Below are 23,025 nucleotides of genomic sequence, written 5' to 3'. Positions count from 1 at the left end.
AGGGATTCTAATGAGTGAAAAGATGGTAAAGAGCCTGCATTGTGTATTCCTGGTGATCGTGGGGATCGTGTTTATCCTTCCTCTTCTGTGGGTGGTGATCGCATCTCTGGATACAAATGCGGGTGAGGCATTAAAGTGGCCCACACAGTGGACTTTCAGCAACTACAGTAACGTGCTGACAAACTCGGATAACCTGAGAGGCTTTGGCGTGGGGCTTGTGATCTCCTTTGCCCAGTCCCTGATCGTGGTGCTGATCTCAGGGCTTGCCGCTTATCCTTTATCCAGATATCATTTAAGCTACAAAAAAGGTTTCATGTATGTTATTCTGTTTATGACAGCGCTTCCGATGATCGCTGTCACGGTACCTGTATATAAGATTTTTCTCAGTGTGGGACTGCTGGACAGCATTCCCGGACTGGTGCTGTTTCTGTCCGCATCATCCCTGCCCTATGGAATTTGGCTCATGAAGAATTTTATGGACGGAGTGCCCGTGGAACTGGAGGAAGCTGCCTGGGTGGATGGCGCCACAACCATGAAATCCATCCGTAAGATCGTGGCGCCGCTTATGTTTCCGGGAATCTGTGTGGTATTTATCTATACCTTTTCCGGAAGCTGGGGGAACTTCTTTATTCCCTACATATTATTAAGTTCACCGGAGAAGATGCCGGCATCGGTAATGCTGTACCAGTTTTTCGGACAGCACGGAACCATCCAGTACGGCCCTCTTGCCGCATACTCCGCGATTTATGCACTGCCTTCCATCCTTCTGTATATTCTCTCACAGAACTATATGTCAAAAGGATTTACCATGGCAGGTGCAGCAAAAGGATAACGTGAAAACGGGAGGAATTTTTACATGGTGTTAATGAGAGAACGGATCGGCAAACTGCTGGAATACCTCCAGGAGCAGATCTATCCCAGGTCCTTTCAGATTCAGGACTACAGGATGACGAAGACAGAAAAGAGGTTCACGGATTTAGAGAATCTGGATACCTCCGGCTGGGACATGCTGACAAGAGAGCAGCTTTGGGGCGGTCACAGGGAGTATTACTGGTTCGAGACAAAGGTTACGATCCCTGCAAAGTTTGACGGGGAGTGCGTGGTGTATGAGCTGATGACCGGCAGAGAAGGGGAGTGGGATGCGACCAACCCGCAGTTTTCTGTTTTTGTAGACGGAAAGAGGATCCAGGGGCTGGACGTGAACCACAGGGAGATCATCCTTACGGAAAAAGCCTGCGCAGGCCGGGAGTACCGCATCATCCTGTCAGCCTTCACGGGGGACCAGAACTTTGCCCTCAGGCTCTGCTCCACCGTCAAGGTGCTGGACAGAAAGACAGAGAAATATTTTTATGATCTATCGGTACCCTTTGAGGTGGCAAGGCTTCTGCCTGAGGATGACAAGGCATACCTGACCATTCTGGGCTGCCTGAATGAATCCCTGAACCTGCTGGATCTCAGGAAAGAGGGTTCAAGGGAATATTATCAAAGCCTGGATAAAGCACAGGAGTATATTACCAGAGAATTTTATGAAAAACACTGCGGGGACAGTGACGCTTATATTTACTGCGTGGGCCACACCCACATAGACTGTGCCTGGCTGTGGACTTTGAAGGTCACGGAGGATAAGGCTGTGAGAAGCTTTTCCACTGTTCTGGAGCTTATGCGCAGATATCCGGAGTACATCTTCATGTCAAGCCAGCCGCAGCTCTATAAATATGTAAAGAAAAATGCACCGGAAGTATATGAGGAGATCAAGGAACGTGTGAAGCAAGGCCGCTGGGAAGTGGAGGGCGGCATGTTCGTGGAGGCTGACTGCAATATTGCCTCCGGTGAGGCTTTGGTCCGCCAGTTTGTGCACGGGAAACGTTTTTTCAGGGACGAGTTTGGGAAAGACAATGAGATCCTGTGGCTGCCGGATGTGTTCGGCTACTCTGCAGCCCTGCCGCAGATCATGGAAAAATGCGGTATCCATTACTTCATGACCACAAAGATAAGCTGGAATGAATTTAACAAAATGCCCTGCGATACCTTTGAGTGGGAAGGCATTGACGGCACCAGGGTACTGACTCATTTTGTGCCAACCAGGGATTACAACAAAGGAGCAGTGGACGGCGGTTTCGAGACAGAACATTTTACCACTTATAACGGATACATCAATCCGTCCCAGATGAAGGGCGCATGGAAACGCTACAGCCAGAAGTATCTGAACGATGAAGTTCTGTGCAGCTTTGGATACGGGGACGGCGGCGGCGGTCCCACAAAAGACATGCTGGAAAACCAGAGGCGTCTGGCAAAGGGAATCCCGGGCTGCCCCAAAACGGTCATGAGCACTTCCCGGCAGTTCTTCCATGTGCTGGATGAGAAAGTGAGAGGAAAGAAATATCTGCCTTCCTGGGTGGGAGAACTCTATCTGGAGTACCACAGAGGAACCTATACCTCCATGGCGAGAAATAAAAAGTACAACCGAAAGTCTGAATTTGCTTACCAGAACATGGAATTGTACGGCATCCTGGGAGAACGGCTTCTTAAAGAGTCCTATCCTGACCAAGAGATACATGAGGGCTGGGAAGTGATCCTGAGGAACCAGTTCCACGATATTCTGCCCGGATCATCCATCAAAGAGGTTTACGATGACTCCAAGGAGGAATACGAGACAATCCTCTGTGCAAACAGGGCCTATACGGACAGGAGGCTGGGCAGCCTGGCAGAACAGATTGACGCGCCGAGACATTCCGTTGTGGTTTACAACCCAAACAGCATGGAGGCTGAGGATGTGGTGTGTTTCCGGTGTCCGGAGGACCTCCTGCACCCTGCAGTGAAGGCAGGGGAGGAGATTCTTCCTGTACAGAAAAAGGATGACGGTACCTGTATGTTTACCGCAAAAGCTGTTCCCCCGAAGGGATACCGGACCTTCCTGCTGGAAGAGAATGAGGAGAAATACGAAGCCAAGATCCAGGTAACAAAAACCCATATGGAGAATGGATTTTTCTCTATTGACCTGAATGAAAAGGGGCAGTTCATCAGCATATATGACAAGAAGGCAGCCCGTGAGCTTCTTCCCGAAGGCCAGGCAGCCAATGTGCTTATGAGTTATGAGGACAGGCCCCACAACTATGACGCCTGGGATCTGAACAATTATTATACGGAAAAATCCTGGGAGATTGATGATGTGGCAGAGATCCAGGTAGAAGAGTGCGGTCCGGTGTGTGGCTGCCTGAAGGTTACCAGGAATTATCTGGATTCTGTCATCAGCCAGTATATCTGCATTTATGAAAATACGGCACGCATTGATATCAAGAATGAAATAGACTGGAAAGAGCATCAGATTTTTGTGAAGGCTCTGTTTCCGGTGGACATTCACACCGGTGAGGCATCTTTTGAAATCCAGTACGGCAATGTGAAGCGCCCCACCCATGCCAATACCTCTTGGGATTTTGCGAAATTTGAGGTATGCGTGCACAAGTGGATGGATGTATCAGAGGATGGCTATGGTGTAAGTGTTTTAAATGACTGCAAGTACGGCTGCAGTGTTCGGGACGGCGTGATAGGCATTTCTATGCTGAAATCTGCCATCTATCCAAATCCTGACGCGGATAAAGAGCACCATAGCTTTACTTACTCCATCTATCCCCACCAGGGAAGCTGGAAAGAAGCGGGAACTGTGGACCAGGCATATCTGCTGAACAATCCTCTGGAGGCGTCTGTGAAGGAGAATGAGGGGGGCACCCTGCCGGATACCTACTCCTTTGTCACATGCAGCCAGGAGAATGTGGTTGTGGAGGTTGTGAAAAAGGCCGAGGAGGAGGATGCGGTCATTGTCAGACTCTATGAGTGCTTTAACAGAAGGACAGATGTTACCCTGACATTTGCGGAGGACATTAAGACAGTCTGCGAATGTGATATGCTGGAAACAGATAGGGAGGAACTGAGACCTGAGGGAAGAAAGGTGTCCTTCCGGATGAGGCCCTTTGAGATCAAGACCCTGAAGCTTAAGCTTTAAACTATTATAATAGGAAGAAAAACAGTCAGGCCGGGATTTTGGCAGACAGCGCCTCATCAGGTGCCATGCCGGATTTCCGGCCTGATACTGTTTGTTTCTCCGTGACCACAAACATACAGCATGGGATAAAACCTGTGAGGTAACCAGCCCCACGTTACTGTTCACTCCGTGCCCAGCAACACGCTTCGCGATGCACAGATATGGAGCATTCTGCTCCGTATCGCGCTGGCTGCATCGGGATTTTGATGCCTTTGGCCTGAAAACACCTGGCGGGACAGTGGCGCGTGAACAGTAACAGCCGTACGCTCTGCATGGCCAGTGAAGTGAAACAATCTTGCATTTCCGGTCTTTGTGTAGTAATCTTTAATAAGAGAAAGGCAGAGACACGGTATCTGTTATGGTACAAAACAGCTGCGATGCCTGAATGGAAAGGTGGTAGATCAATTGACAGAAAACGCTTGGAAGAAATATGAGGACAAAAGTGAAATCTTCGCTTTCTGTGAGGATTACAGGAGATTTATATCTGACTGTAAGACAGAGCGTGAATGTGTTGCCTGGATGGTCCAGAAAGCCAGAAAGGCAGGATTTAAAAATCTTGACGATATTGTGGAGGCAGGGTCAGAACTGAAGGCCGGCGATAAGGTATATGCTGACAATATGGGAAAAGCCCTGGCCCTTTTTGTGATCGGGGAAGAACCCATGGAGAAAGGGATGCGCATCCTGGGAGCCCATGTGGATTCCCCCAGGCTTGACCTGAAACAGAATCCCCTCTATGAGGAGGCAGAACAGGCGCTTCTTGACACGCATTATTACGGCGGCGTGAAGAAATACCAGTGGGTGACACTGCCCATGGCACTGCACGGTGTGGTGGTAAAAAAGGACGGCACTGTGCTCCCCATAGTCATCGGTGAAGATGCGGATGACCCGGTTGTGGGAATCTCAGACCTGCTGGTACACCTTTCCGGAAAACAGATGGAGAAGAACGCCAGGGAAGTCATTGAAGGGGAGAACCTGAATGTGCTTGTGGGCAGTATTCCGCTGGAAGGAGTGGAGACTGAGGCGGTAAAGGCAAAGATCCTTTCTATATTAAAGGAGAAGTATCAGGTGGAGGAGGAGGATTTTATCTCTGCCGAACTGGAAGTGGTCCCTGCGGGGGCAGCAAGAGACTTTGGCCTGGACCGCAGTATGCTTATGGCATACGGGCATGATGACAGGGTGTGTGCCTATCCCTCCTTTGAAGCGACCGCGGCTGCAGAGAAGGTGAAGTATACCTCTGTATGTCTGCTGGTGGATAAAGAGGAGATCGGCAGTGTAGGTGCCACTGGAATGCAGTCACGCTTCTTTGAGAACACAGTGGCAGAGGTCATGAACGCCTGTGGGCAGTACAGCGAGCTGCTGGTCCGCAGGGCGCTGAAGAACTCCAGGATGCTGTCCTCAGATGTAAGCGCAGCCTTTGACCCGAATTACCCGGAGGTAATGGAGAAGAAGAATGCAGCCTATCTTGGACATGGGATCACCTTCAACAAATATACCGGTTCCAGGGGAAAAAGCGGGTCCAATGACGCCAATCCTGAGTATATAGCTCAGCTTCGGCATATTATGGATGAGAACAACGTATCATTCCAGACAGCAGAATTGGGGAAGGTAGATGCAGGCGGAGGCGGAACAATTGCCTACATTCTGGCCAACTATAATATGGAAGTCATTGACTGCGGCGTGCCTGTGCTGAATATGCATTCCCCCTGGGAAATAGCCAGCAAAGTGGATATCTATGAGGCCTATCAGGGATATTTGGCATTCCTCAGAAACTGCTGAAATGCGGGCCGATCCGGGATTCTGTGCTTGGGCGCAGAGGACCCGGAGACTTGATCCTGTCCGGGGTACTGGTCATGGAGTGAACAGTGACCTGATTGGCCGGGTTAAAATTTTTGCGATTTCCTATGTACATCTCAGCCGGAAAATGTTAATATAAAATATGCATGGACTTCAGCAAAAAATCAGAGTGTGTTTGAAAATTACTTCGGTAAGCTGTATATCACACTCTAGCACGAGATTACGAAATGAGGAATACACACATGTCTAAGTTTTTGAAATTTATTGTGAATCTGGTTGTGATCTGCGCAATACTTGTGGCAGCCGCCCTGCTCGTTCCTCCCTTTGCAGGGGTCAACACAGTAATGAATGACAACAGCAGTAAAGAGACCAATCTTCCGGTAGGTTCTGTTGCCTACGGAAGGGAGATAGAGGCCGCGAGTCTGAAAAAGGGCGATAAGATTATTTATACCAGCAACAATAAGGCATATGTCTATAAAGTTACGGATATGGATTCCTCCGCTGGTTCGTACAAAGTAAAAAGCGTGTACGACAAGAATGCCAAAGAGGAGACGGTTCAGCTGATCAATAATGCGGTGAAAGTCGTTGTGGTAGTTCCCTACATTGCATATGCAGCCATTGCCCTGCAGAGCAAGGAAGGGCTGATCGTAGTAGGGCTTGGTGTGATCTTTCTGATCATTCTCTTTATCCTGGCTGAGTTATGGCGCAAGGATGAAGCTGATGACGACGAAGAGGATGAAAACACTTCGGATGAGGATAACAGCGAGGAAGACGAAGATGAGGAGGATGACGAAGAAGAAAAGCTGAGCCGCAAGGAGCGTAAGCGCCTCAAAAAAGAGGAGAAGCGCCGCAGAAAGCTTGAAAAGAAGGGTCTTCTGGATGAGGAAGAGACGGAAGATGAGGAGGAAGCTCCAGATTTGAACGCTGCTCCCATACCGGAAAAGCAGCCTGATGAATATGACAGCGCTATGAAAGATGCCATGGCATCTATTGCAGAGAGTATTGCAAAGGTACAGAATGGAGAGATTGAAGCACCTGAGGAGGTACAGAAAACTGTAGTGCCCCAGGAGACTGCAGAAATCCTTCTGAACATGGATGAGGCGGAAGAAGCGGGAGTTTCGGAGGTATCTGAAATGGAAGCGGTATCTGATGACAGCGCTGCTTTGGTGACAGCAGATGAGGAAGCTGCGCAGCCGCAGGAAGAAACGGCTGCCGAAGAAGAGGTACAGCAGGAAGAGGAGATTGAACCTGAACCTGAGGAGGTGCCTGTAGTGGACAAGGAAGCCGTACTTCCTGCCCCGTCTGTGACTGAATTGCTTTCTAAGGCAGAGGCGGCGGGGGAGACGCCGGAAGTGATCGAGGATAAGGATAATGAGGTGACACTTCTGGATTATTCTAAATTGTTATAGACGAGATGGAAAAGGGATGACGTTCATTTGGACGTTGTTCCTTTTTTTGGCGGGGTGGACGGGATGGAGGGGGAGGCTGCGGTTCTCTCCGGTAGGAAAGCAGACCCCATCCTCTTTCCTATGGGGAATCCGGTGCCGGAAATTATGCCTGACCTTGCCAGGAAGGCCGGGGCCGCTGTTGTGGGGACCGGGAGAAGTGATTTCCCCAACCAGATTAATAACGTGCTGGCATTTCCGGGTATTTTCCGGGGAGCATTGGATGTGCGCGCGTCTGATATCAATGACGAGATGAAAATTGCGGCTGCTTATGCCATTGCCGGCCTGATTGACGGGAAGCATCTGAATCCTGACTATATTATACCAAATCCTTTTGACAGCAGGGCGGCCAAAGCAGTTGCCGCAGCCGTGGCAGAGGCGGCCAGAACGTCAGGAGTGGCTGAAAAGTAAGAGATATGGGTGAAGACAGACGGCAATATGGCGGCACATTCTTCCAAAAAGCGGAAATGTGCCGCTGATTCCCATATTTAGAGGAGAAAAAAACCGTGTGCGGGAAAAAATGCAAACTTTTTTCAAAAAAAGAAAAAAATACCTTGCATTCTGGAAAAACATCCTGTATACTAACTAGTGCTGTGACATTGATAGCTGTGAAGCGCGAGGTTGCTGCCAAATGGCAGGTTTTCCGTGGAGCGAATGTCAAGTTAGGAAACTGACGACAAGTCACTGTACAAAATCTTGAAGACTTACCACGGAAATGTGGGAGTGTGTGAAACGTTAGATGACACACACGGGAATGTGTACAGTCGCCGCTTGTCGTACTACTTAGTAAGTGCGAAAAGGAGGAGACTTTTTTTATGGCAAGTCAGGTAATGAGAATCACATTAAAAGCTTACGATCATCAGTTGGTTGATGCATCCGCAAGCAAGATCATCGAGACTGTAAAGAAAAATGGAGCAACTGTTAGCGGACCGGTGCCGCTTCCCACTAAGAAGGAAGTAGTAACTATCCTGCGTGCGGTACACAAATACAAAGACTCCAGAGAGCAGTTTGAGCAGAGAACTCATAAGAGACTCATTGATATCATCACACCAACTCAGAAAACAGTTGATGCCCTGTCTCGTTTAGAGATGCCGGCCGGTGTTTACATTGATATCAAAATGAAACAGAGATAAGGCATGCTTAGCGGGCTTGCCGGTAAGAGATGAGATTATCCTTACAAGGTTGATATATAGTCTATATTGACTGTCTGTCTAGGATGATTGCACAACGCAGTGTAATCCGCTGTAGATTCACAGGAGGTAAAGAAAAAATGAAGAAAGCGATTTTAGCTACCAAAGTCGGAATGACACAGATCTTCAATGAAGACGGAGTTTTAACTCCCGTAACAGTGCTGCAGGCTGGTCCTTGTGTAGTAACACAGGTTAAGACACAGGATAACGACGGCTACAGTGCAGTACAGGTTGGTTTCGCAGACAAGAGAGAAAGCCTTGTCAACAAACCACTGAAAGGACACTTTGACAAAGCTGGTGTTTCCTGCAAGAGATTTGTAAGAGAATTCAAATTAGACAGTGCAGAAGAAATGGCAATGGGCCAGGAAATCAAATGCGATGTTTTTGAAGCGGGCGATAAGATTGATGTTACCGCGATCAGCAAAGGTAAAGGATTCCAGGGCGCGATCAAGAGACACGGACAGTCCAGAGGACCTATGGCTCACGGTTCCAAATTCCATCGTCATGCAGGTTCCAACGGTGCAGCATCTGATCCAAGCAAGGTATTCAAAGGCAAAAAGATGCCAGGCCAGATGGGACATGTAAAAGTAACAGTTCAGAACCTGGAAGTTGTTAAAGTTGATACTGACAACAACCTGCTCTTAGTAAAAGGCAGCGTTCCGGGACCGAAGAAATCCTTAGTGACAATCAAAGAATCTGTTAAAAACGTGAAATAAAGTTTTTCTGGGAAAGGAGGACCACACAGATGGCAAACGTATCTGTTTATAATATGGAAGGCAAAGAAGTTGGAACAATGGAATTAAACGATGCAGTGTTTGGCGTTGAGATCAACGACCATTTAGTGCACCTGGCTGTTGTTCGTCAGCTTGCAAATAAACGTCAGGGAACTCAGAAGGCAAAAACCCGTTCTGAAGTGAGCGGCGGCGGAAGAAAACCGTGGAGACAGAAAGGAACCGGTCATGCAAGACAGGGTTCAACAAGATCTCCCCAGTGGACAGGCGGCGGTGTTGTATTCGCTCCGGTTCCAAGAGATTATGAGATCAAAATGAATAAAAAAGAAAGAAGACTTGCTCTTAAGTCCGCTCTGACAAGCAGAGTACAGGAGAACAAGATCATCGTTCTTGATGACCTGAAATTAGATGAAGTAAAAACCAAGGCAATGCAGACAGTTTTAAAGAACCTGAATGTTTCCAAAGCAATGGTGGTACTGGCTGACAATGATCAGAATGTAGTATTATCCGCTAGAAACATCCCGGACGTGATCACAGCATTACCGAACACCATTAATGTATATGATGTTCTGAAATACAATACGGTAATCCTGACAAAATCTGCTGTAGCTTCAATTGAGGAGGTATACGCATAATGGCAAACGTACAGTATTATGATGTAATCCTGAAACCGGTTATTACCGAGAAGAGCATGGCTGCTATGGGCGAGAAGAAATATACTTTCTTAGTTCATCCGGAAGCAAACAAGACCATGATCAAAGAAGCTGTTGAGAAAATGTTCGAAGGAGCAAAAGTGAAAACTGTCAACACCATGAATTTAGATGGCAAGACAAAAAGACGCGGAACAACCTTCGGCAAAACAGCAAAAACCAAAAAAGCTGTTGTTACTTTAACAGAGGACAGCAAAGATATTGAAATCTTCGAGGGGCTGTAAGCACTTAGTGAAACTGAACGTAAGTGAAGATTGAACTTAGTGTGAACGCCGTTCACGAACCTTAATGAAGCCCAGCGAAGCGAAAGCTGAATTTAGTTGAGTGAACATACCCCTTCTTTTTACAGTGGGGGCGAAGAACTTAAAATAGTAACTAAGTGCAGTCAAGAAAAATTAATCCGATATTTGACTGCCGGCATGAAAACGCCAGGATGCGTTGTGAACACAACGCTTGCGGCGTGGAGAATGAAAGGAGAGACAGAAATGGGAATTAAATCCTATAGTCCATATACACCTTCCAGAAGACACATGACAGGTTCTGATTTCTCTGAAATCACAACAGCAACTCCTGAGAAGTCTCTGGTAGTGTCCTTAAACAAAAACGCTGGACGTAATAACCAAGGTAAAATTACAGTTAGGCACCGCGGCGGCGGAAGCAGAAGAAAATACAGGATCATCGACTTCAAGAGAAGAAAAGATGATGTTCCGGCAACAGTAAAAACAATCGAGTACGATCCCAACAGAACTGCAAACATTGCGTTGATCGCATATGCAGACGGTGAAAAAGCATACATCCTTGCTCCGGAAGGATTAAAGGTTGGCATGAAGATCCAGAACGGCGCAAACGCCGAGGTTCGTGTAGGAAACTGCCTGCCTCTGTCAGAGATCCCGGTTGGTACTATGATACACAACATTGAGCTGTACCCGGGCAAAGGCGGTCAGTTAGTTCGTTCCGCCGGAAACGGTGCACAGTTAATGGCAAAAGAAGGTAAATACGCAACCCTTCGTCTGCCGTCAGGTGAAATGAGAATGGTTCCGATCAACTGCCGCGCTTCTATCGGCGTAGTAGGTAACGGCGAGCACAGCCTTATCAATATTGGTAAAGCAGGACGTAAACGTCACATGGGTATCAGACCTACCGTTCGTGGTTCTGTTATGAACCCGAATGACCATCCGCACGGTGGTGGTGAAGGTAAGACCGGTATCGGCCGTCCGGGTCCGTGTACACCATGGGGCAAACCGGCTCTTGGCTTGAAGACAAGAAAGAAAAACAAACAGTCTAACAAGTATATCGTAAGAAGAAGAGATGGTAAAACATTAGCGAAATAAGGAGGTAAGGCTAAATGGCTCGTTCATTAAAAAAAGGACCGTTCGCAGATGAAAGCTTACTGAAAAAAGTAGACGCTCTGAATGCGGCTGGAAATAAAACAGTTATCAAAACCTGGTCACGTCGTTCAACAATCTTCCCGTCCTTCGTAGGACACACATTCGCTGTCCATGACGGAAGAAAACATGTGCCGGTATATGTAACAGAGGATATGGTAGGACACAAACTCGGTGAGTTCGTAGCCACCAGAACCTACAGAGGACATGGCAAAGACGAGAAAAAATCAGGTGTTCGTTAATATTTTAGAAGGAGGCTTTTATCATGGCTAAAGGACATAGAAGTCAGATTAAAAGGGCAAGAAATGCTAATAAAGATACAAGACCGTCTGCGAAGATATCCTACGCTAGAATGTCCGTACAGAAAGCATGCTATGTACTGGATGTGATCCGTGGGAAAGACGTTCAGACTGCTCTTGGTATCCTGACATATAACCCAAGATACGCGTCAAGCGTGATCAAAAAATTACTGGAATCAGCAATCGCAAACGCTGAAAACAACAATGGTATGAACCCGGAAAACCTTTATATCGCAGAGTGCTACGCAAACAAAGCTCCGACTATGAAGAGAATCAAACCGAGAGCACAGGGCAGAGCTTACAGGATCGAAAAGAGAAACTGCCATGTTACCGTTGTGTTGGATGAGAGATAAGGAGGACAATCATGGGACAGAAAGTTAACCCACATGGACTGAGAGTCGGCGTTATCAAAGATTGGGATTCCAAATGGTACGCTGAAGGCGACTTCGCTGATAACTTAGTGGAAGATTATAATATCAGGACATTCCTGAAAAAGAAATTATACAGCGCAGGTGTTTCTAAGATCGAGATCGAGAGAGCATCTGACAGAGTAAAAGTGATCATCTATACTGCAAAACCGGGCGTTGTTATCGGTAAAGGCGGTTCAGAGATCGAAAAAGTAAAAGCTGAATTACAGAACTACACAAACAAAAAACTGATCGTTGATATCAAAGAAGTAAAAAGACCGGACAAAGATGCGCAGTTAGTAGCTGAAAACATCGCATTACAGTTAGAGAACCGTATTTCCTTCCGCCGTGCCATGAAATCTACTATGCAGAGAACCATGAGAGCCGGAGCAAAAGGAATCAAGACTGCTGTATCAGGACGTCTTGGCGGTGCAGATATGGCACGTACAGAATTTTACAGCGAGGGAAATATCCCGCTGCAGACACTTAGAGCAGATATCGATTACGGTTTCGCTGAAGCAGATACCACCTACGGCAAAGTTGGCGTTAAGGCATGGATCTACAATGGCGAAGTACTTCCAACTAAAGGGACTAAGGAAGGGAGCGATAAATAATTATGTTAATGCCTAAAAGAGTTAAACGTCGTAAACAATTCCGCGGATCCATGAAAGGAAAAGCATTAAGAGGAAATAAGATCAACTATGGTGAGTACGGTTTAGTATCAACTGAGCCGTGCTGGATCAAATCCAACCAGATCGAGGCAGCCCGTGTTGCTATGACCCGTTACATTAAACGTGGTGGTAAAGTTTGGATCAAAATTTTCCCGGATAAACCAGTAACAGCAAAACCAGCAGAAACACGTATGGGTTCCGGTAAAGGTGCCTTAGAATACTGGGTAGCAGTTGTAAAGCCAGGCAGAGTCATGTTTGAAATCGCAGGTGTGCCGGAAGAGACAGCACGCGAAGCGCTGCGTCTTGCTATGCACAAGTTACCATGTAAATGTAAAATCGTTTCTCGTGCAGACTTAGAAGGCGGTGATAACAGTGAAAATTAAAAATTATGTAGAAGATTTAAAAACAAAATCAGCTGCAGAATTACAGGAAGAATTAGTAGCTGCTAAAAAGGAACTCTTCAATTTGAGATTTCAGAATGCAACCAATCAATTGGACAATACAAGCAGAATCAAAGAGGTTCGTAAAAATATTGCCAGAATTCAGACACTGATTGCCCAGAACAAGGCAAAAGCAGCAAACTGATTATACTTGGCGAGGCCTTTTCGAGCTTAGTATAATCGTTGTTCTTTGAGCAAAGCGAAAAGAACTTCAATATGAAAGGAGCATAACCGTGGAAAGAAATCTTAGAAAAACACGTGTTGGTAAAGTTACGAGTAACAAGATGGACAAAACCATCGTAGTAGCTATTGAAGATCACGTTAAACATCCTCTTTACAAAAAAATTGTGAAGAGAACATATAAATTAAAAGCGCATGATGAAGAAAACACATGCAATATCGGTGACACTGTAAAAGTTATGGAAACAAGACCTCTGTCAAAGGACAAGAGATGGAGACTTGTTGAAGTAGTTGAAAGAGCCAAATAATTCGTAAGGAGGAATCCAAGCATGATTCAACAGGAAAGTAGACTTAGAGTCGCTGACAATACAGGTGCAAAAGAAATCCTCTGCATCCGTGTTATGGGTGGTTCTACGAGAAGATATGCTAACATCGGTGATATAATCGTTGCTACTGTTAAAGATGCAACACCAGGTGGTGTTGTCAAAAAAGGTGATGTTGTGAAAGCCGTTGTTGTTCGTACTAGAAAAGGCGCTCGTCGTAAAGACGGTTCCTACATCAAATTCGATGAGAACGCTGCAGTCATCATCAAGGATGATAAGACTCCGAGAGGAACCCGTATTTTTGGACCAGTAGCCAGAGAGCTTCGTGAGAAACAGTTTATGAAAATTGTTTCCTTAGCTCCCGAAGTATTATAGGAGGTAACCTGATGTCAACATTTAAAATTAAAAAAGGTGATACGGTTAAAGTGATCGCCGGTAAAGATAAAGACAAAGAAGGAAAAGTAATCTCTGTTAATCCGAAAAAAGGTGCTGTTCTGGTTGAAGGCGCAAATATGGTAACAAAGCACACAAAACCTTCCATGGCTAATCAGCAGGGCGGTATTGTAGAGAAGGAAGCATGGCTGGATGTATCTAACGTTATGTTAGTACATGAAGGCAAAGCTACCAGAGTCGGCTTCAAGATGGAAGGCGACAAAAAAGTGCGTTTCGCCAAAGCTACAGGCAAAGTAATAGATTAATAAGAGAGGAGGCCATTTTAAAGTGAGCAGACTGAGAGAAGTATACAAAAATGAGATCGTAGATGGTATGGTCAAAAAGTTTGGTTATAAAAATATCATGGAAGTGCCGAAACTCGACAAAATCGTTGTAAACATGGGTGTAGGCGAAGCAAAGGAAAATGCGAAACTGTTAGATGCAGCCGTAGCTGACATGGAACTGATCACAGGTCAGAAAGCTGTAACAACAAAAGCGAAAAACTCCATTGCTAACTTCAAACTCCGTGAAGGCATGCCGATCGGTTGTAAAGTAACCTTAAGAGGCGAAAAAATGTATGAATTTGCTGATCGCCTTATCAACTTAGCACTGCCCCGGGTACGTGACTTCCGCGGCGTTAACCCTAACGCGTTTGATGGAAGAGGTAACTATGCACTCGGTATCAAAGAGCAGTTAATTTTCCCTGAAGTGGAATATGATAAAGTCGATAAAGTAAGAGGTATGGACATCATTTTCGTTACAACTGCTAAGACAGACGAAGAAGCCCGCGAATTATTGACATTATTTAACATGCCATTTGCAAAGTAAATATAGGAGGGAAAATTCATGGCTAAAACAGCAATGAAATTAAAACAGCAGCGCAAACAGAAATTCTCTTCAAGAGAATATAATCGTTGCAGAATTTGTGGCCGTCCACATGCTTACTTGAGAAAATACGGAGTCTGCAGAATCTGCTTCCGTGAATTAGCATACAAAGGCCAGATTCCGGGAGTTAAGAAAGCATCCTGGTAAAAAGCCCGCACATCATTTTGTGCGCAGTGAATCTAATCAGTTCATCCGCCATTGCGGATATGGGATAAAGAATAGAAGGAGGAAACTCTAATGACAATGAGTGATCCAATTGCAGATATGCTTACAAGAATCCGTAATGCTAATACTGCAAAACATGATACAGTAGATGTTCCGGCATCTAAAATGAAACTTGCTATAGCAGATATCCTGGTTAAAGAGGGATATATTGCAAAATACGACGTTCTGGAAGACGGCGCATTCAAAACAATCCGTATCACCTTAAAATACGGTGCGGACAAGAGCGAAAAAATTATTACAGGTCTGAAAAGAATTTCCAAACCGGGCTTACGTGTATACGCAGGCAGCCAGGAGATTCCGAGAGTTCTGGGCGGACTGGGTATTGCGATCCTGTCCACAAACCAGGGTGTTATCACAGACAGAGAAGCAAGAAAACTGCACGTTGGCGGCGAGGTATTAGCATTCGTATGGTAGGCTGAAAGCAGCTTAGTGAAGTTGTACGATGCCATCCCCCCTTTTTTACGGAACGGGGATACTGTGTAGATAGAGATACTGAAAACAGAAAGGAACCATAATAGGCCTTTCCGAAAATTTAAGTAAGGAGGACAACAGGTATGTCACGTATTGGAAGACAGCCAGTAGCTGTTCCGGCAGGCGTAGAAGTTAAAATTGCTGAGAACAATTTTGTGACCGTAAAAGGCGCAAAAGGAACACTTGAAAAAGCGTTACCGACAGAGATGTCAATCAAATTAGAGGATGGTCAGGTAGTTGTTACAAGACCAAACGATTTAAAGAAAATGAAATCTTTACACGGTTTAACAAGAACACTGATCCAGAACATGGTGATTGGTGTAAGCCAGGGATATGAAAAAACTCTGGAGGTTAACGGTGTAGGTTATAAAGCTGCAAAACAGGGTAAAAAACTGGTTCTCTCCTTAGGATATTCACATCCGGTAGAGATGGAAGATCCAGAAGGACTGGAATCTTCTGTAGACGGTAATAAGATCGTCGTAAAAGGAATTGATAAAGAAAAAGTTGGCCAGTATGCTGCTGAAATCAGAGATAAGAGAAGACCGGAGCCATACAAAGGCAAAGGTATTAAGTATGCTGATGAAGTTATCAGACGTAAAGTTGGTAAAACTGGTAAGAAATAATTAAGGAGAGTGTAAAAATGGTTAGTAAAGTATCAAGAGCGAAAGTTCGCGCAAAAAAACATAGAAGATTACGAAATCATCTGAGCGGCACCGCTACAACTCCACGTTTAGCAGTTTTCCGCAGCAATAATCATATGTATGCTCAAATTATTGACGATACCATTGGAAAAACTCTGGTTTCCGCTTCTACCACTCAGAAAGAGGTAAAAGCAGAATTGGAAAAAACCAATAACGTTGATGCTGCAGCATATTTAGGAACTGTGATCGGTAAGAAAGCTATCGAAGCAGGCATCAAAGAGGTTGTCTTTGACAGAGGCGGCTTTATATATCACGGAAAAGTTCAGGCATTGGCAGACGCAGCACGTGAAGCTGGGTTAGAATTCTAATAAGGGAGGAAATGAACACATGAAACGTTCTATCATTGATGCTAGTCAGTTAGAATTAGAAGAAAAAGTAGTGTCAATCAAGCGTGTAACAAAGGTTGTTAAAGGTGGTCGTAACTTCCGATTCACAGCTTTAGTTGTTGTAGGTGACGGCAATGGTCACGTAGGCGCTGGTTTAGGTAAGGCAACTGAAATTCCCGAAGCGATCCGCAAGGGAAAAGAGGATGCTATGAAGAAACTTGTAACAGTAGCAAGAGACGAAAACGGAAGTATCACACATGACTTCATCGGAAAATTCGGAAGTGCTGAGATGCTGCTGAAGAAAGCTCCGGAAGGTACCGGTGTTATCGCCGGCGGCCCGGCCCGAGCGGTGATCGAGCTTGCAGGTATCAAAAACATCCGTACCAAATGTATGGGTTCCCGTAACAAACAGAACGTAGTTCTGGCTACCATCGCAGGTTTAAGTCAGTTAAAGACTCCGGAAGAAGTAGCAAAACTTCGCGGAAAATCTGTTGACGAGATTTTTGCGTAGGAGGATTGAAAAATGGCAGATAAATTAAGAATCACCCTGGTGAAATCTACAATCGGTGCTGTTCCGAAAAACAGAAAAACAGTAGAAGCTTTAGGTTTAAGAAAACTGAACAAGACAGTGGAAATGCCTGATAATGAAGCCGTTCGCGGTATGATCCGCCAGGTAAGACACTTAGTGAAAGTAGAAGAAATCTAATCATTGAAGAAGGAGGTGCAGTCATGGATTTATCAAATTTAAAACCAGCTGAAGGCTCCAGACAGAGCGACAACTTCAGAAGAGGCCGTGGCCACGGTTCAGGAAACGGTAAGACCGCAGGTAAAGGCCATAAAGGACAGAAAGCCCGTTCCGGAGCTAAGAGACCTGGATTTGAAGGCGGTCAGATGCCTTTATACAGAAGACTTCCTAAGAGAGGCTTCAAATGCAGAAACTCTAAAGACATCGTGGCGATCAATGTCAGCGAGTTAAACAGATTCGAGGATGGAGCAGAAGTAACACCGGCAGCTTTACTGGCATCTGGGGCTATTTCCCGTCTTGGTGACGGCGTTAAAATTCTCGGAAACGGTGAGATCACAAAGAAGATCAACTTAAAGGTTAATGCTGTAAGCGAAACCGCTAAAACTAAAATCGAAGCTGCAGGTGGAACAGTCGAGGTGATTTAATGCTTGAGACTCTTAGGAACGCTTTTAAAATAAAAGATGTAAGACGTCGAATTTACTATGTATTGTTAATGCTGGTTATTGTCCGGATTGGCTCTCAGCTGCCAATTCCGGGCGTAGACAGGGACTTTTTCAAGAACCTGTTTGCCAGCCAGTCTAATGATGCGTTCAATTTCTTCAATGCATTTACAGGCGGTTCATTTGAACAGATGTCTATCTTTGCGTTGAGTATTACGCCATATATCACATCATCTATCATCATTCAGCTTCTGACAATTGCTATTCCAAAATTGGAAGAAATGCAGCGTGACGGTGAAGAGGGCAGGAAGAAAATGACTGCCATCACCCGTTATTTAACTGTAGGTCTGGCTCTGTTCCGGTCTGTTGCTATGGTAATCGGATTCGGTAACCGCGGCTGGCTCACAGAGATGAACTTTACCAGTATCGTAGTCGCAGTCGTGACTCTGACCGGTGGTTCTGCAATGCTGATGTGGATTGGTGAGCAGATTACTGAGAAAGGTGTGGGCAATGGTATTTCCATCGTCCTGATGATCAACATCGTTTCCAGGATCCCAAGCGACTTGGCATCCCTGTTTGAGAAATTCGTCAAAGGGAATACAATCGCAAGAGGAGGTCTGGCAGCTATCATCATCCTGGCCATCATCGTGCTGGTTGTGGTGCTGGTACTTATTCTGAACGGTGGAGAGCGGAAGATTCCGGTCCAGTATTCCAAGAAGATGGTGGGAAGAAAAATGATGGGCGGACAGTCCAGTGCGATTCCCCTTAAGGTAAACACTGCCGGCGTTATTCCCATTATCTTTGCATCCTCCCTTATGTCTTTCCCGGTAGTCATTGCAAGCTTCCTGGGTAAGGGCGGCGGTACGGGAATCGGAAGCAAGATTTTAAAAGGTCTGACTTCAAGCAACTGGTTCAATCCAAATGAGCCGGTATATTCCGTTGGTCTGGTTGTTTATATCGTTCTTGTTATTTTCTTTGCTTATTTCTATACATCCATCACCTTCAACCCGATGGAAGTAGCGGATAATATGAAAAAACAGGGCGGTTTCGTTCCAGGTATCCGTCCCGGTAAGCCGACACAGGAGTATCTGGAGAAAATTTTAAGTTACATTATCTTCATCGGTGCCACAGGCCTGGTAATTGTTGCCGTTATCCCATTCTTCTTTAATGGTGTGTTCGGTGCAAATGTTTCCTTCGGCGGTACATCCATCATCATCGTGGTGGGCGTTGTCCTGGAGACGATCAAGCAGGTTGAGTCCCGTATGCTGGTTCGTAACTACAAGGGATTTTTAAGTGAATAAGCATATATGACTTAAGTGTACCCACTTTTGTGGGTGCACTAAAATGCTATATAAGGATACACACCCTGATTGGGGTCTGGGCAGCGATCCGTGGGCTATGATGCCGCGCTTATACTTTAAGGCGGAATGCGGATTGAAATACGAAAGGGGAAGAGAAGTATGAAGATTATTATGTTAGGCGCACCGGGAGCAGGAAAAGGAACACAGGCGAAGAAAATTGCGGAGAAGTATCAGATTCCGCATATCTCCACAGGTGATATTTTCCGTGCCAACATCAAGAACGGAACAGAGCTGGGTAAAAAGGCTAAGACCTATATGGATCAGGGCTTGCTGGTTCCGGATGAATTAGTAGTGGACCTGGTAGTGGACAGAGTGGCACAGGATGACTGTGAGAATGGTTATGTGCTGGATGGATTCCCCAGAACGATTCCCCAGGCAGAGAGTCTGGACGCAGCACTGGCTAAAATGGGCCAGAAAGTGGATTATGCCATTGATGTGGATGTTCCGGATGAGAATATTGTGAACCGTATGTCAGGCAGAAGAGCGTGTGTAGGATGCGGCGCTACTTACCACATCAAGTACAATCCCCCGAAAACAGAGGATGTATGTGATATCTGCGGTGAGAAACTGATCCTGAGGGATGATGATAAACCGGAGACTGTTTTAAAACGTCTCACAGTATATCATGACCAGACACAGCCCCTGATTGACTACTATACCAAGTCCGGTGTATTAAAACAGGTTGACGGAACCGTTGATATGGAAGATGTGTTCCAGGCGATCGTCAAAATATTAGGAGCGTAAAAATGTCAGTATCGATAAAAACTGCCAATGAAATTGAACTTATGAGAGAGGCCGGAAGGCTTCTGGAAAAGGTACACGACGAGCTGAGGGATTTTATCCGTCCGGGTATCTCCACCCTCGACATTGACCAGTATGGAGAAAAGCTTATCCGTGAGATGGGCTGTATACCGAATTTCCTCAACTATAACGGATATCCGGCTTCTATCTGTGTCTCTGTCAATGATGAGGTAGTACATGGGATTCCGCGCAAAGACCATATTCTCCAGGATGGGGATATTGTGAGCCTTGACGCCGGATTAATTTACAAAGGATATCACTCGGACGCAGCGCGTACCCATGCGGTGGGTGAAATCGCACCGGAAGCACAGAAGCTCATTGATGTAACACAACAGAGTTTCTTTGAAGGAATCAAGTATGCCAGGGCAGGACAGCATTTATATGAAATCTCCGCAGCCATCGGCGCATATGCGGAGAAATTCGGTTACGGTGTAGTCAGGGATTTGGTCGGACATGGAATCGGCACAAGCCTGCACGAGGACCCGCAGATACCGAATTTCCGTCAGAAGCGCAGAGGACTGAGACTTCAGGCAGGTATGACTCTTGCGATTGAACCGATGATTAATGAAGGCAGAGCCGATGTGGTTTGGCTGGATGACGACTGGACTGTGGTGACAGAGGATGGTTCCCTGTCAGCCCATTATGAAAATACCATTCTCATCACAGACGGCGAGCCGGAAATACTGACCTTGAGTGAGTAGGTGACCCTATGAGCGAGGTAAGAGCAGGAATGGCAGCCGTTTCCATGGCTGGCCATGACACCGGCAGATATTATATCATCGTCAGGGCGGAGGACGGATATGTCTATCTGGCTGACGGAACGCTTAGGACTTGTGAGCATCCCAAGAAGAAGAAATTGAGGCATGTCCGGATTCACCGCAGGATTTCCCCGGAAATTGAGAGGAATCTCAGTGAGCATGGGGAGTTGAAGAATGAAATTATCAAGAGAGTGATCAAAGAATATAGGAGTAAACAGGAGGTTTGATTTATGTCAAAGGCAGATGTAATTGAAGTAGAAGGAACAGTGTTGGAAAAGTTGCCGAATGCTATGTTTAAGGTGGAATTGGAGAATAAGCATGTGATTTTGGCGCATATCAGTGGGAAGCTGAGGATGAATTTTATTAGGATTCTTCCGGGTGATAAGGTTACGATTGAGATGTCACCGTATGATTTGAGTAAGGGCAGGATTATCTGGAGAGACAAGTAGGAATCGTTTCTGAATTGGAAATGGAGTGGAGATGCGGGCTTCTGAAGGGAGGCGTGTCTCTGCTTTTTTTTGGATATAGGGAGGCCGGAGGAGGCGGGGGAGGGGGAGAGATTGGGGTGAGCGGCGCACTGCGCTTGTCAGGGATATAACCTGCTCCCATTCACTAAATTCATCAGCAGTGGCTTCTTCATTAAGTGACTGGGGCAGGTGGATCTCCCAGACGCTCCGTGAAACGCCGCTCACCCCAATCTCTCTCCCTCCCCTGGTGTTCTCGGAAGGGAAAGTGTAAGAGGGCTGTTGTTGTTTTTAGAAGGGAAAGTATAAGATGGCTGTTGGTGTTGTTCAATGAAGCAATAGTATGAGATGACTGCTGGTGTTCACAGAAGAGAATAGAGTATGAGGGATGTTGGTATTCGGGGGGAAAGGGGAATTGGGGAATGTGTGCTTATGGGGAATAGTATATAGAAGAAATGGGTTTTTGGGGAGGTTTTTTGGTGGAAAATTATGGCGGAGTGAATAGGGTGAGAAAATGGGGTTAAAATTAAAAAAAGTGCTTGCGTTCTTGTAAAAAGAGTGTTATCATTAAAAACGTACTTTTGTGCTCGTACGTGGACTTTTTATGCCCATGTGCAGAGAAATTCAGAAAGGAGGGTTATCCGTGAAGGTAAGATCATCTGTAAAACCGATTTGCGAAAAATGCAAGGTCATCAAAAGAAAAGGCAGTATCAGAATTATCTGTGAAAACCCGAAACACAAACAGCGTCAGGGTTAAGCATGAGACTCTTATGGATTGCCTGTTAGCTGGGTATGAGATTCGAGTGAATGTTTGATGGATGTGATTTGTGTGAATTATTTTAGTGCGGCTGCAGTATGAAACGCGCGGTTGCGTTGTTCGTACTGATCAAATATAGTAATATATCACGTTTGTCGTCCTGCCGAGAGGACGATTGCAGAATATTGCTTAATACCGTCGCTCTGCCGTGACGGAAAGGCTGCGTAAAATTTTATTTTGCGGCTGGATGCATAGAGACCCGTCATTTTTATGTATCCCAATTAGGAACAATATTACCCGATTATTGGCGCTCCATAACTTAAACTGTTTCGTTATAATACTGGTGTCAATAATACATGATTATTGGTGCTCAATATCTTGATTGTTTGATACAATATGGTGTCAATAATACATGATTATTGGTGCTCAATATCTTGATTGTTTGATACAATATGGCGTCAATAATACATGATTATTGGTGCTCAATATCTTGAATTGTTTTAATACAATATGGCGTCAATAATACATGATTATTGGTGCTCAATATCTTGAATTGTTTTAATACAATATGGCGTCAATAATACATGATTATTGGTGCTCAATATCTTGAATTGTTTTAATACAATATGGCGTCAATAATACTATGAACAATGGAGGAACAAGTACATGGCTCGTATAGCTGGTGTAGACTTACCAAGAGAAAAACGTGTTGAAATTGGTCTGACTTATATCTATGGAATTGGTAGAACAAGTGCTGACCGTATTTTAGTAGAGGCAGGTGTAAACCCTGACACTCGCTGCAGGGATTTAACTGACGAAGAAGTAGGAAAAATCCGTGATGCAATCGACGAACTGAACATCGCTGTAGAAGGTGATCTGAGAAGAGAGATCGCTCTGAACATCAAGAGATTACAGGAAATCGGATGCTACAGAGGAATCCGTCACAGAAAAGGACTTCCGGTTCGTGGACAGAAGACTAAGACAAATGCAAGAACCAGAAAAGGCCCGAAGAGAACTGTTGCTAACAAGAAGAAATAATTTATGA

The 23,025-nt window shown here is 45.5% G+C and carries 32 protein-coding genes and 1 pseudogene; all 33 read left to right on the top strand.

From position 1 onward, the window contains the following. Positions 1 to 10 precede the first annotated feature (10 nt). The 33 genes and pseudogenes from A4V09_RS15850 to rpsM all read left to right on the top strand — a co-directional run bounded on the left by A4V09_RS15850 (position 11) and on the right by rpsM (position 23,018). Positions 11 to 832 carry a carbohydrate ABC transporter permease gene (locus A4V09_RS15850; RefSeq protein ID WP_065543196.1) on the top strand — a complete coding sequence of 274 codons (822 nt, stop codon included), beginning with the start codon at positions 11 to 13 and terminating at the stop codon, positions 830 to 832. Positions 833 to 856: 24 nt separating this feature from the next. Next, on the top strand, positions 857 to 4,000 hold the full coding sequence (locus A4V09_RS15845) for an alpha-mannosidase (RefSeq protein ID WP_065543195.1): 3,144 nt from the start codon (positions 857 to 859) through the stop codon (positions 3,998 to 4,000). Positions 4,001 to 4,444: 444 nt separating this feature from the next. After that, complete coding sequence (locus A4V09_RS15840) at positions 4,445 to 5,815, top strand: aminopeptidase (RefSeq protein WP_065543194.1); 1,371 nt, start codon at positions 4,445 to 4,447, stop codon at positions 5,813 to 5,815. Positions 5,816 to 6,075: 260 nt separating this feature from the next. Next, the gene (locus A4V09_RS15835; protein ID WP_065543193.1) at positions 6,076 to 7,242 is read left to right on the top strand and encodes a sortase family protein; all 1,167 of its coding nucleotides are present in this window, start codon (positions 6,076 to 6,078) and stop codon (positions 7,240 to 7,242) included. A gap of 105 nt (positions 7,243 to 7,347) precedes the next feature. Next, positions 7,348 to 7,689, top strand: a pseudogene (gene ystJ / locus A4V09_RS15830) (NADP-dependent malic enzyme); the annotation flags it as partial. Positions 7,690 to 8,093: 404 nt separating this feature from the next. Then, positions 8,094 to 8,411, top strand: coding sequence for a 30S ribosomal protein S10 (rpsJ, locus tag A4V09_RS15825; RefSeq protein ID WP_065543191.1), 318 nt, complete (start codon positions 8,094 to 8,096; stop codon positions 8,409 to 8,411). Positions 8,412 to 8,548: 137 nt separating this feature from the next. Continuing rightward, entirely contained in the window at positions 8,549 to 9,184 is a 636-nt protein-coding gene (rplC, locus tag A4V09_RS15820; RefSeq protein WP_065543190.1) for a 50S ribosomal protein L3, read from the top strand. Positions 9,185 to 9,213: 29 nt separating this feature from the next. After that, on the top strand, positions 9,214 to 9,834 hold the full coding sequence (gene rplD / locus A4V09_RS15815) for a 50S ribosomal protein L4 (RefSeq protein ID WP_065543189.1): 621 nt from the start codon (positions 9,214 to 9,216) through the stop codon (positions 9,832 to 9,834). Further along, a complete protein-coding gene (gene rplW, locus A4V09_RS15810; protein WP_065543188.1) occupies positions 9,834 to 10,133 on the top strand; it encodes a 50S ribosomal protein L23 in 300 nt (99 codons plus the stop codon). The genes rplD and rplW overlap by 1 nt, the downstream gene beginning before the upstream one ends. A gap of 261 nt (positions 10,134 to 10,394) precedes the next feature. Further along, a complete protein-coding gene (rplB, locus tag A4V09_RS15805; RefSeq protein WP_018597896.1) occupies positions 10,395 to 11,240 on the top strand; it encodes a 50S ribosomal protein L2 in 846 nt (281 codons plus the stop codon). A 14-nt stretch (positions 11,241 to 11,254) separates the two neighbouring features. Then, complete coding sequence (rpsS, locus tag A4V09_RS15800) at positions 11,255 to 11,536, top strand: 30S ribosomal protein S19 (protein ID WP_018597897.1); 282 nt, start codon at positions 11,255 to 11,257, stop codon at positions 11,534 to 11,536. A 23-nt stretch (positions 11,537 to 11,559) separates the two neighbouring features. After that, positions 11,560 to 11,946, top strand: a complete 387-nt coding sequence (rplV, locus tag A4V09_RS15795) for a 50S ribosomal protein L22 (protein ID WP_018597898.1) — start codon at positions 11,560 to 11,562, stop codon at positions 11,944 to 11,946. Positions 11,947 to 11,957: 11 nt separating this feature from the next. Beyond that, positions 11,958 to 12,614 carry a 30S ribosomal protein S3 gene (gene rpsC / locus A4V09_RS15790; RefSeq protein WP_065543187.1) on the top strand — a complete coding sequence of 219 codons (657 nt, stop codon included), beginning with the start codon at positions 11,958 to 11,960 and terminating at the stop codon, positions 12,612 to 12,614. A gap of 2 nt (positions 12,615 to 12,616) precedes the next feature. Beyond that, entirely contained in the window at positions 12,617 to 13,054 is a 438-nt protein-coding gene (gene rplP, locus A4V09_RS15785; RefSeq protein ID WP_018597900.1) for a 50S ribosomal protein L16, read from the top strand. After that, positions 13,044 to 13,256, top strand: a complete 213-nt coding sequence (rpmC, locus tag A4V09_RS15780; protein ID WP_065543186.1) for a 50S ribosomal protein L29 — start codon at positions 13,044 to 13,046, stop codon at positions 13,254 to 13,256. Before rplP ends, rpmC begins: the two co-directional genes overlap by 11 nt. Before the next feature lie 88 nt (positions 13,257 to 13,344). Then, the gene (gene rpsQ / locus A4V09_RS15775; protein ID WP_033143877.1) at positions 13,345 to 13,599 is read left to right on the top strand and encodes a 30S ribosomal protein S17; all 255 of its coding nucleotides are present in this window, start codon (positions 13,345 to 13,347) and stop codon (positions 13,597 to 13,599) included. A 21-nt stretch (positions 13,600 to 13,620) separates the two neighbouring features. Continuing rightward, positions 13,621 to 13,989 carry a 50S ribosomal protein L14 gene (rplN, locus tag A4V09_RS15770; protein WP_018597903.1) on the top strand — a complete coding sequence of 123 codons (369 nt, stop codon included), beginning with the start codon at positions 13,621 to 13,623 and terminating at the stop codon, positions 13,987 to 13,989. 11 nt (positions 13,990 to 14,000) lie between these two features. Continuing rightward, positions 14,001 to 14,312: a 50S ribosomal protein L24 gene (gene rplX / locus A4V09_RS15765; protein ID WP_018597904.1), complete on the top strand. Its 312-nt coding sequence runs from the start codon at positions 14,001 to 14,003 to the stop codon at positions 14,310 to 14,312. Positions 14,313 to 14,334: 22 nt separating this feature from the next. Then, positions 14,335 to 14,874, top strand: a complete 540-nt coding sequence (rplE, locus tag A4V09_RS15760; protein ID WP_029470382.1) for a 50S ribosomal protein L5 — start codon at positions 14,335 to 14,337, stop codon at positions 14,872 to 14,874. 18 nt (positions 14,875 to 14,892) lie between these two features. Continuing rightward, positions 14,893 to 15,078, top strand: coding sequence for a type Z 30S ribosomal protein S14 (locus tag A4V09_RS15755; RefSeq protein WP_065543185.1), 186 nt, complete (start codon positions 14,893 to 14,895; stop codon positions 15,076 to 15,078). 90 nt (positions 15,079 to 15,168) lie between these two features. Next, the gene (gene rpsH, locus A4V09_RS15750; protein WP_065543184.1) at positions 15,169 to 15,570 is read left to right on the top strand and encodes a 30S ribosomal protein S8; all 402 of its coding nucleotides are present in this window, start codon (positions 15,169 to 15,171) and stop codon (positions 15,568 to 15,570) included. Positions 15,571 to 15,710: 140 nt separating this feature from the next. After that, a complete protein-coding gene (rplF, locus tag A4V09_RS15745; RefSeq protein ID WP_018597908.1) occupies positions 15,711 to 16,250 on the top strand; it encodes a 50S ribosomal protein L6 in 540 nt (179 codons plus the stop codon). 17 nt (positions 16,251 to 16,267) lie between these two features. After that, positions 16,268 to 16,636, top strand: a complete 369-nt coding sequence (gene rplR / locus A4V09_RS15740; RefSeq protein ID WP_065543183.1) for a 50S ribosomal protein L18 — start codon at positions 16,268 to 16,270, stop codon at positions 16,634 to 16,636. Between the two features lie 19 nt (positions 16,637 to 16,655). Beyond that, complete coding sequence (gene rpsE, locus A4V09_RS15735) at positions 16,656 to 17,165, top strand: 30S ribosomal protein S5 (protein ID WP_065543182.1); 510 nt, start codon at positions 16,656 to 16,658, stop codon at positions 17,163 to 17,165. Positions 17,166 to 17,177: 12 nt separating this feature from the next. Continuing rightward, the gene (gene rpmD, locus A4V09_RS15730) at positions 17,178 to 17,360 is read left to right on the top strand and encodes a 50S ribosomal protein L30 (RefSeq protein ID WP_065543181.1); all 183 of its coding nucleotides are present in this window, start codon (positions 17,178 to 17,180) and stop codon (positions 17,358 to 17,360) included. A 23-nt stretch (positions 17,361 to 17,383) separates the two neighbouring features. Next, positions 17,384 to 17,824 (top strand): 50S ribosomal protein L15, encoded by a 441-nt coding sequence (rplO, locus tag A4V09_RS15725; RefSeq protein ID WP_018597912.1) that lies wholly within the window; start codon positions 17,384 to 17,386, stop codon positions 17,822 to 17,824. Next, the gene (gene secY / locus A4V09_RS15720; RefSeq protein ID WP_065543180.1) at positions 17,824 to 19,140 is read left to right on the top strand and encodes a preprotein translocase subunit SecY; all 1,317 of its coding nucleotides are present in this window, start codon (positions 17,824 to 17,826) and stop codon (positions 19,138 to 19,140) included. The genes rplO and secY overlap by 1 nt, the downstream gene beginning before the upstream one ends. 159 nt (positions 19,141 to 19,299) lie before the next feature. Next, positions 19,300 to 19,944 carry an adenylate kinase gene (locus A4V09_RS15715; protein WP_065543179.1) on the top strand — a complete coding sequence of 215 codons (645 nt, stop codon included), beginning with the start codon at positions 19,300 to 19,302 and terminating at the stop codon, positions 19,942 to 19,944. 2 nt (positions 19,945 to 19,946) lie between these two features. Continuing rightward, positions 19,947 to 20,702: a type I methionyl aminopeptidase gene (map, locus tag A4V09_RS15710; RefSeq protein WP_065543178.1), complete on the top strand. Its 756-nt coding sequence runs from the start codon at positions 19,947 to 19,949 to the stop codon at positions 20,700 to 20,702. 8 nt (positions 20,703 to 20,710) lie between these two features. Continuing rightward, a complete protein-coding gene (locus A4V09_RS15705; RefSeq protein ID WP_065543177.1) occupies positions 20,711 to 20,986 on the top strand; it encodes a KOW domain-containing RNA-binding protein in 276 nt (91 codons plus the stop codon). Positions 20,987 to 20,989: 3 nt separating this feature from the next. Next, complete coding sequence (gene infA, locus A4V09_RS15700; RefSeq protein WP_003022750.1) at positions 20,990 to 21,208, top strand: translation initiation factor IF-1; 219 nt, start codon at positions 20,990 to 20,992, stop codon at positions 21,206 to 21,208. Positions 21,209 to 21,866: 658 nt separating this feature from the next. Next, positions 21,867 to 21,980 (top strand): 50S ribosomal protein L36, encoded by a 114-nt coding sequence (gene rpmJ / locus A4V09_RS15690; RefSeq protein WP_003022746.1) that lies wholly within the window; start codon positions 21,867 to 21,869, stop codon positions 21,978 to 21,980. A gap of 666 nt (positions 21,981 to 22,646) precedes the next feature. Further along, positions 22,647 to 23,018, top strand: coding sequence for a 30S ribosomal protein S13 (rpsM, locus tag A4V09_RS15685; protein WP_018595060.1), 372 nt, complete (start codon positions 22,647 to 22,649; stop codon positions 23,016 to 23,018). The last annotated feature ends 7 nt before the right edge of the window (positions 23,019 to 23,025 follow it).

It is taken from the genome of Blautia pseudococcoides (assembly GCF_001689125.2).
In the GTDB taxonomy this organism is placed as follows: Bacteria; Bacillota; Clostridia; order Lachnospirales; family Lachnospiraceae; genus Blautia; species Blautia pseudococcoides.
Note: the sequence above shows the minus strand (reverse complement) of the source record. Positions and strands in the feature narration are given on the sequence as shown.

Coding starts and splice junctions, on each gene's coding strand:
- A4V09_RS15845 (WP_065543195.1), top strand. CDS start 857: ATGGTGTTAATGAGAGAACGGATCGGCAAACTGCTGGAATACCTCCAG.
- rplV (WP_018597898.1), top strand. CDS start 11,560: ATGGCTAAAGGACATAGAAGTCAGATTAAAAGGGCAAGAAATGCTAAT.
- A4V09_RS15755 (WP_065543185.1), top strand. CDS start 14,893: ATGGCTAAAACAGCAATGAAATTAAAACAGCAGCGCAAACAGAAATTC.
- rplB (WP_018597896.1), top strand. CDS start 10,395: ATGGGAATTAAATCCTATAGTCCATATACACCTTCCAGAAGACACATG.
- rpsE (WP_065543182.1), top strand. CDS start 16,656: ATGAAACGTTCTATCATTGATGCTAGTCAGTTAGAATTAGAAGAAAAA.
- rplO (WP_018597912.1), top strand. CDS start 17,384: ATGGATTTATCAAATTTAAAACCAGCTGAAGGCTCCAGACAGAGCGAC.
- rplP (WP_018597900.1), top strand. CDS start 12,617: ATGTTAATGCCTAAAAGAGTTAAACGTCGTAAACAATTCCGCGGATCC.
- rpsH (WP_065543184.1), top strand. CDS start 15,169: ATGACAATGAGTGATCCAATTGCAGATATGCTTACAAGAATCCGTAAT.
- rpsS (WP_018597897.1), top strand. CDS start 11,255: ATGGCTCGTTCATTAAAAAAAGGACCGTTCGCAGATGAAAGCTTACTG.
- map (WP_065543178.1), top strand. CDS start 19,947: ATGTCAGTATCGATAAAAACTGCCAATGAAATTGAACTTATGAGAGAG.
- rpmD (WP_065543181.1), top strand. CDS start 17,178: ATGGCAGATAAATTAAGAATCACCCTGGTGAAATCTACAATCGGTGCT.
- secY (WP_065543180.1), top strand. CDS start 17,824: ATGCTTGAGACTCTTAGGAACGCTTTTAAAATAAAAGATGTAAGACGT.
- rplX (WP_018597904.1), top strand. CDS start 14,001: ATGTCAACATTTAAAATTAAAAAAGGTGATACGGTTAAAGTGATCGCC.
- rplC (WP_065543190.1), top strand. CDS start 8,549: ATGAAGAAAGCGATTTTAGCTACCAAAGTCGGAATGACACAGATCTTC.
- rpsM (WP_018595060.1), top strand. CDS start 22,647: ATGGCTCGTATAGCTGGTGTAGACTTACCAAGAGAAAAACGTGTTGAA.
- rplW (WP_065543188.1), top strand. CDS start 9,834: ATGGCAAACGTACAGTATTATGATGTAATCCTGAAACCGGTTATTACC.
- rplF (WP_018597908.1), top strand. CDS start 15,711: ATGTCACGTATTGGAAGACAGCCAGTAGCTGTTCCGGCAGGCGTAGAA.
- rplD (WP_065543189.1), top strand. CDS start 9,214: ATGGCAAACGTATCTGTTTATAATATGGAAGGCAAAGAAGTTGGAACA.
- A4V09_RS15705 (WP_065543177.1), top strand. CDS start 20,711: ATGAGCGAGGTAAGAGCAGGAATGGCAGCCGTTTCCATGGCTGGCCAT.
- A4V09_RS15850 (WP_065543196.1), top strand. CDS start 11: ATGAGTGAAAAGATGGTAAAGAGCCTGCATTGTGTATTCCTGGTGATC.
- rpsC (WP_065543187.1), top strand. CDS start 11,958: ATGGGACAGAAAGTTAACCCACATGGACTGAGAGTCGGCGTTATCAAA.
- rplN (WP_018597903.1), top strand. CDS start 13,621: ATGATTCAACAGGAAAGTAGACTTAGAGTCGCTGACAATACAGGTGCA.
- rplR (WP_065543183.1), top strand. CDS start 16,268: ATGGTTAGTAAAGTATCAAGAGCGAAAGTTCGCGCAAAAAAACATAGA.
- infA (WP_003022750.1), top strand. CDS start 20,990: ATGTCAAAGGCAGATGTAATTGAAGTAGAAGGAACAGTGTTGGAAAAG.
- rpsJ (WP_065543191.1), top strand. CDS start 8,094: ATGGCAAGTCAGGTAATGAGAATCACATTAAAAGCTTACGATCATCAG.
- A4V09_RS15835 (WP_065543193.1), top strand. CDS start 6,076: ATGTCTAAGTTTTTGAAATTTATTGTGAATCTGGTTGTGATCTGCGCA.
- A4V09_RS15715 (WP_065543179.1), top strand. CDS start 19,300: ATGAAGATTATTATGTTAGGCGCACCGGGAGCAGGAAAAGGAACACAG.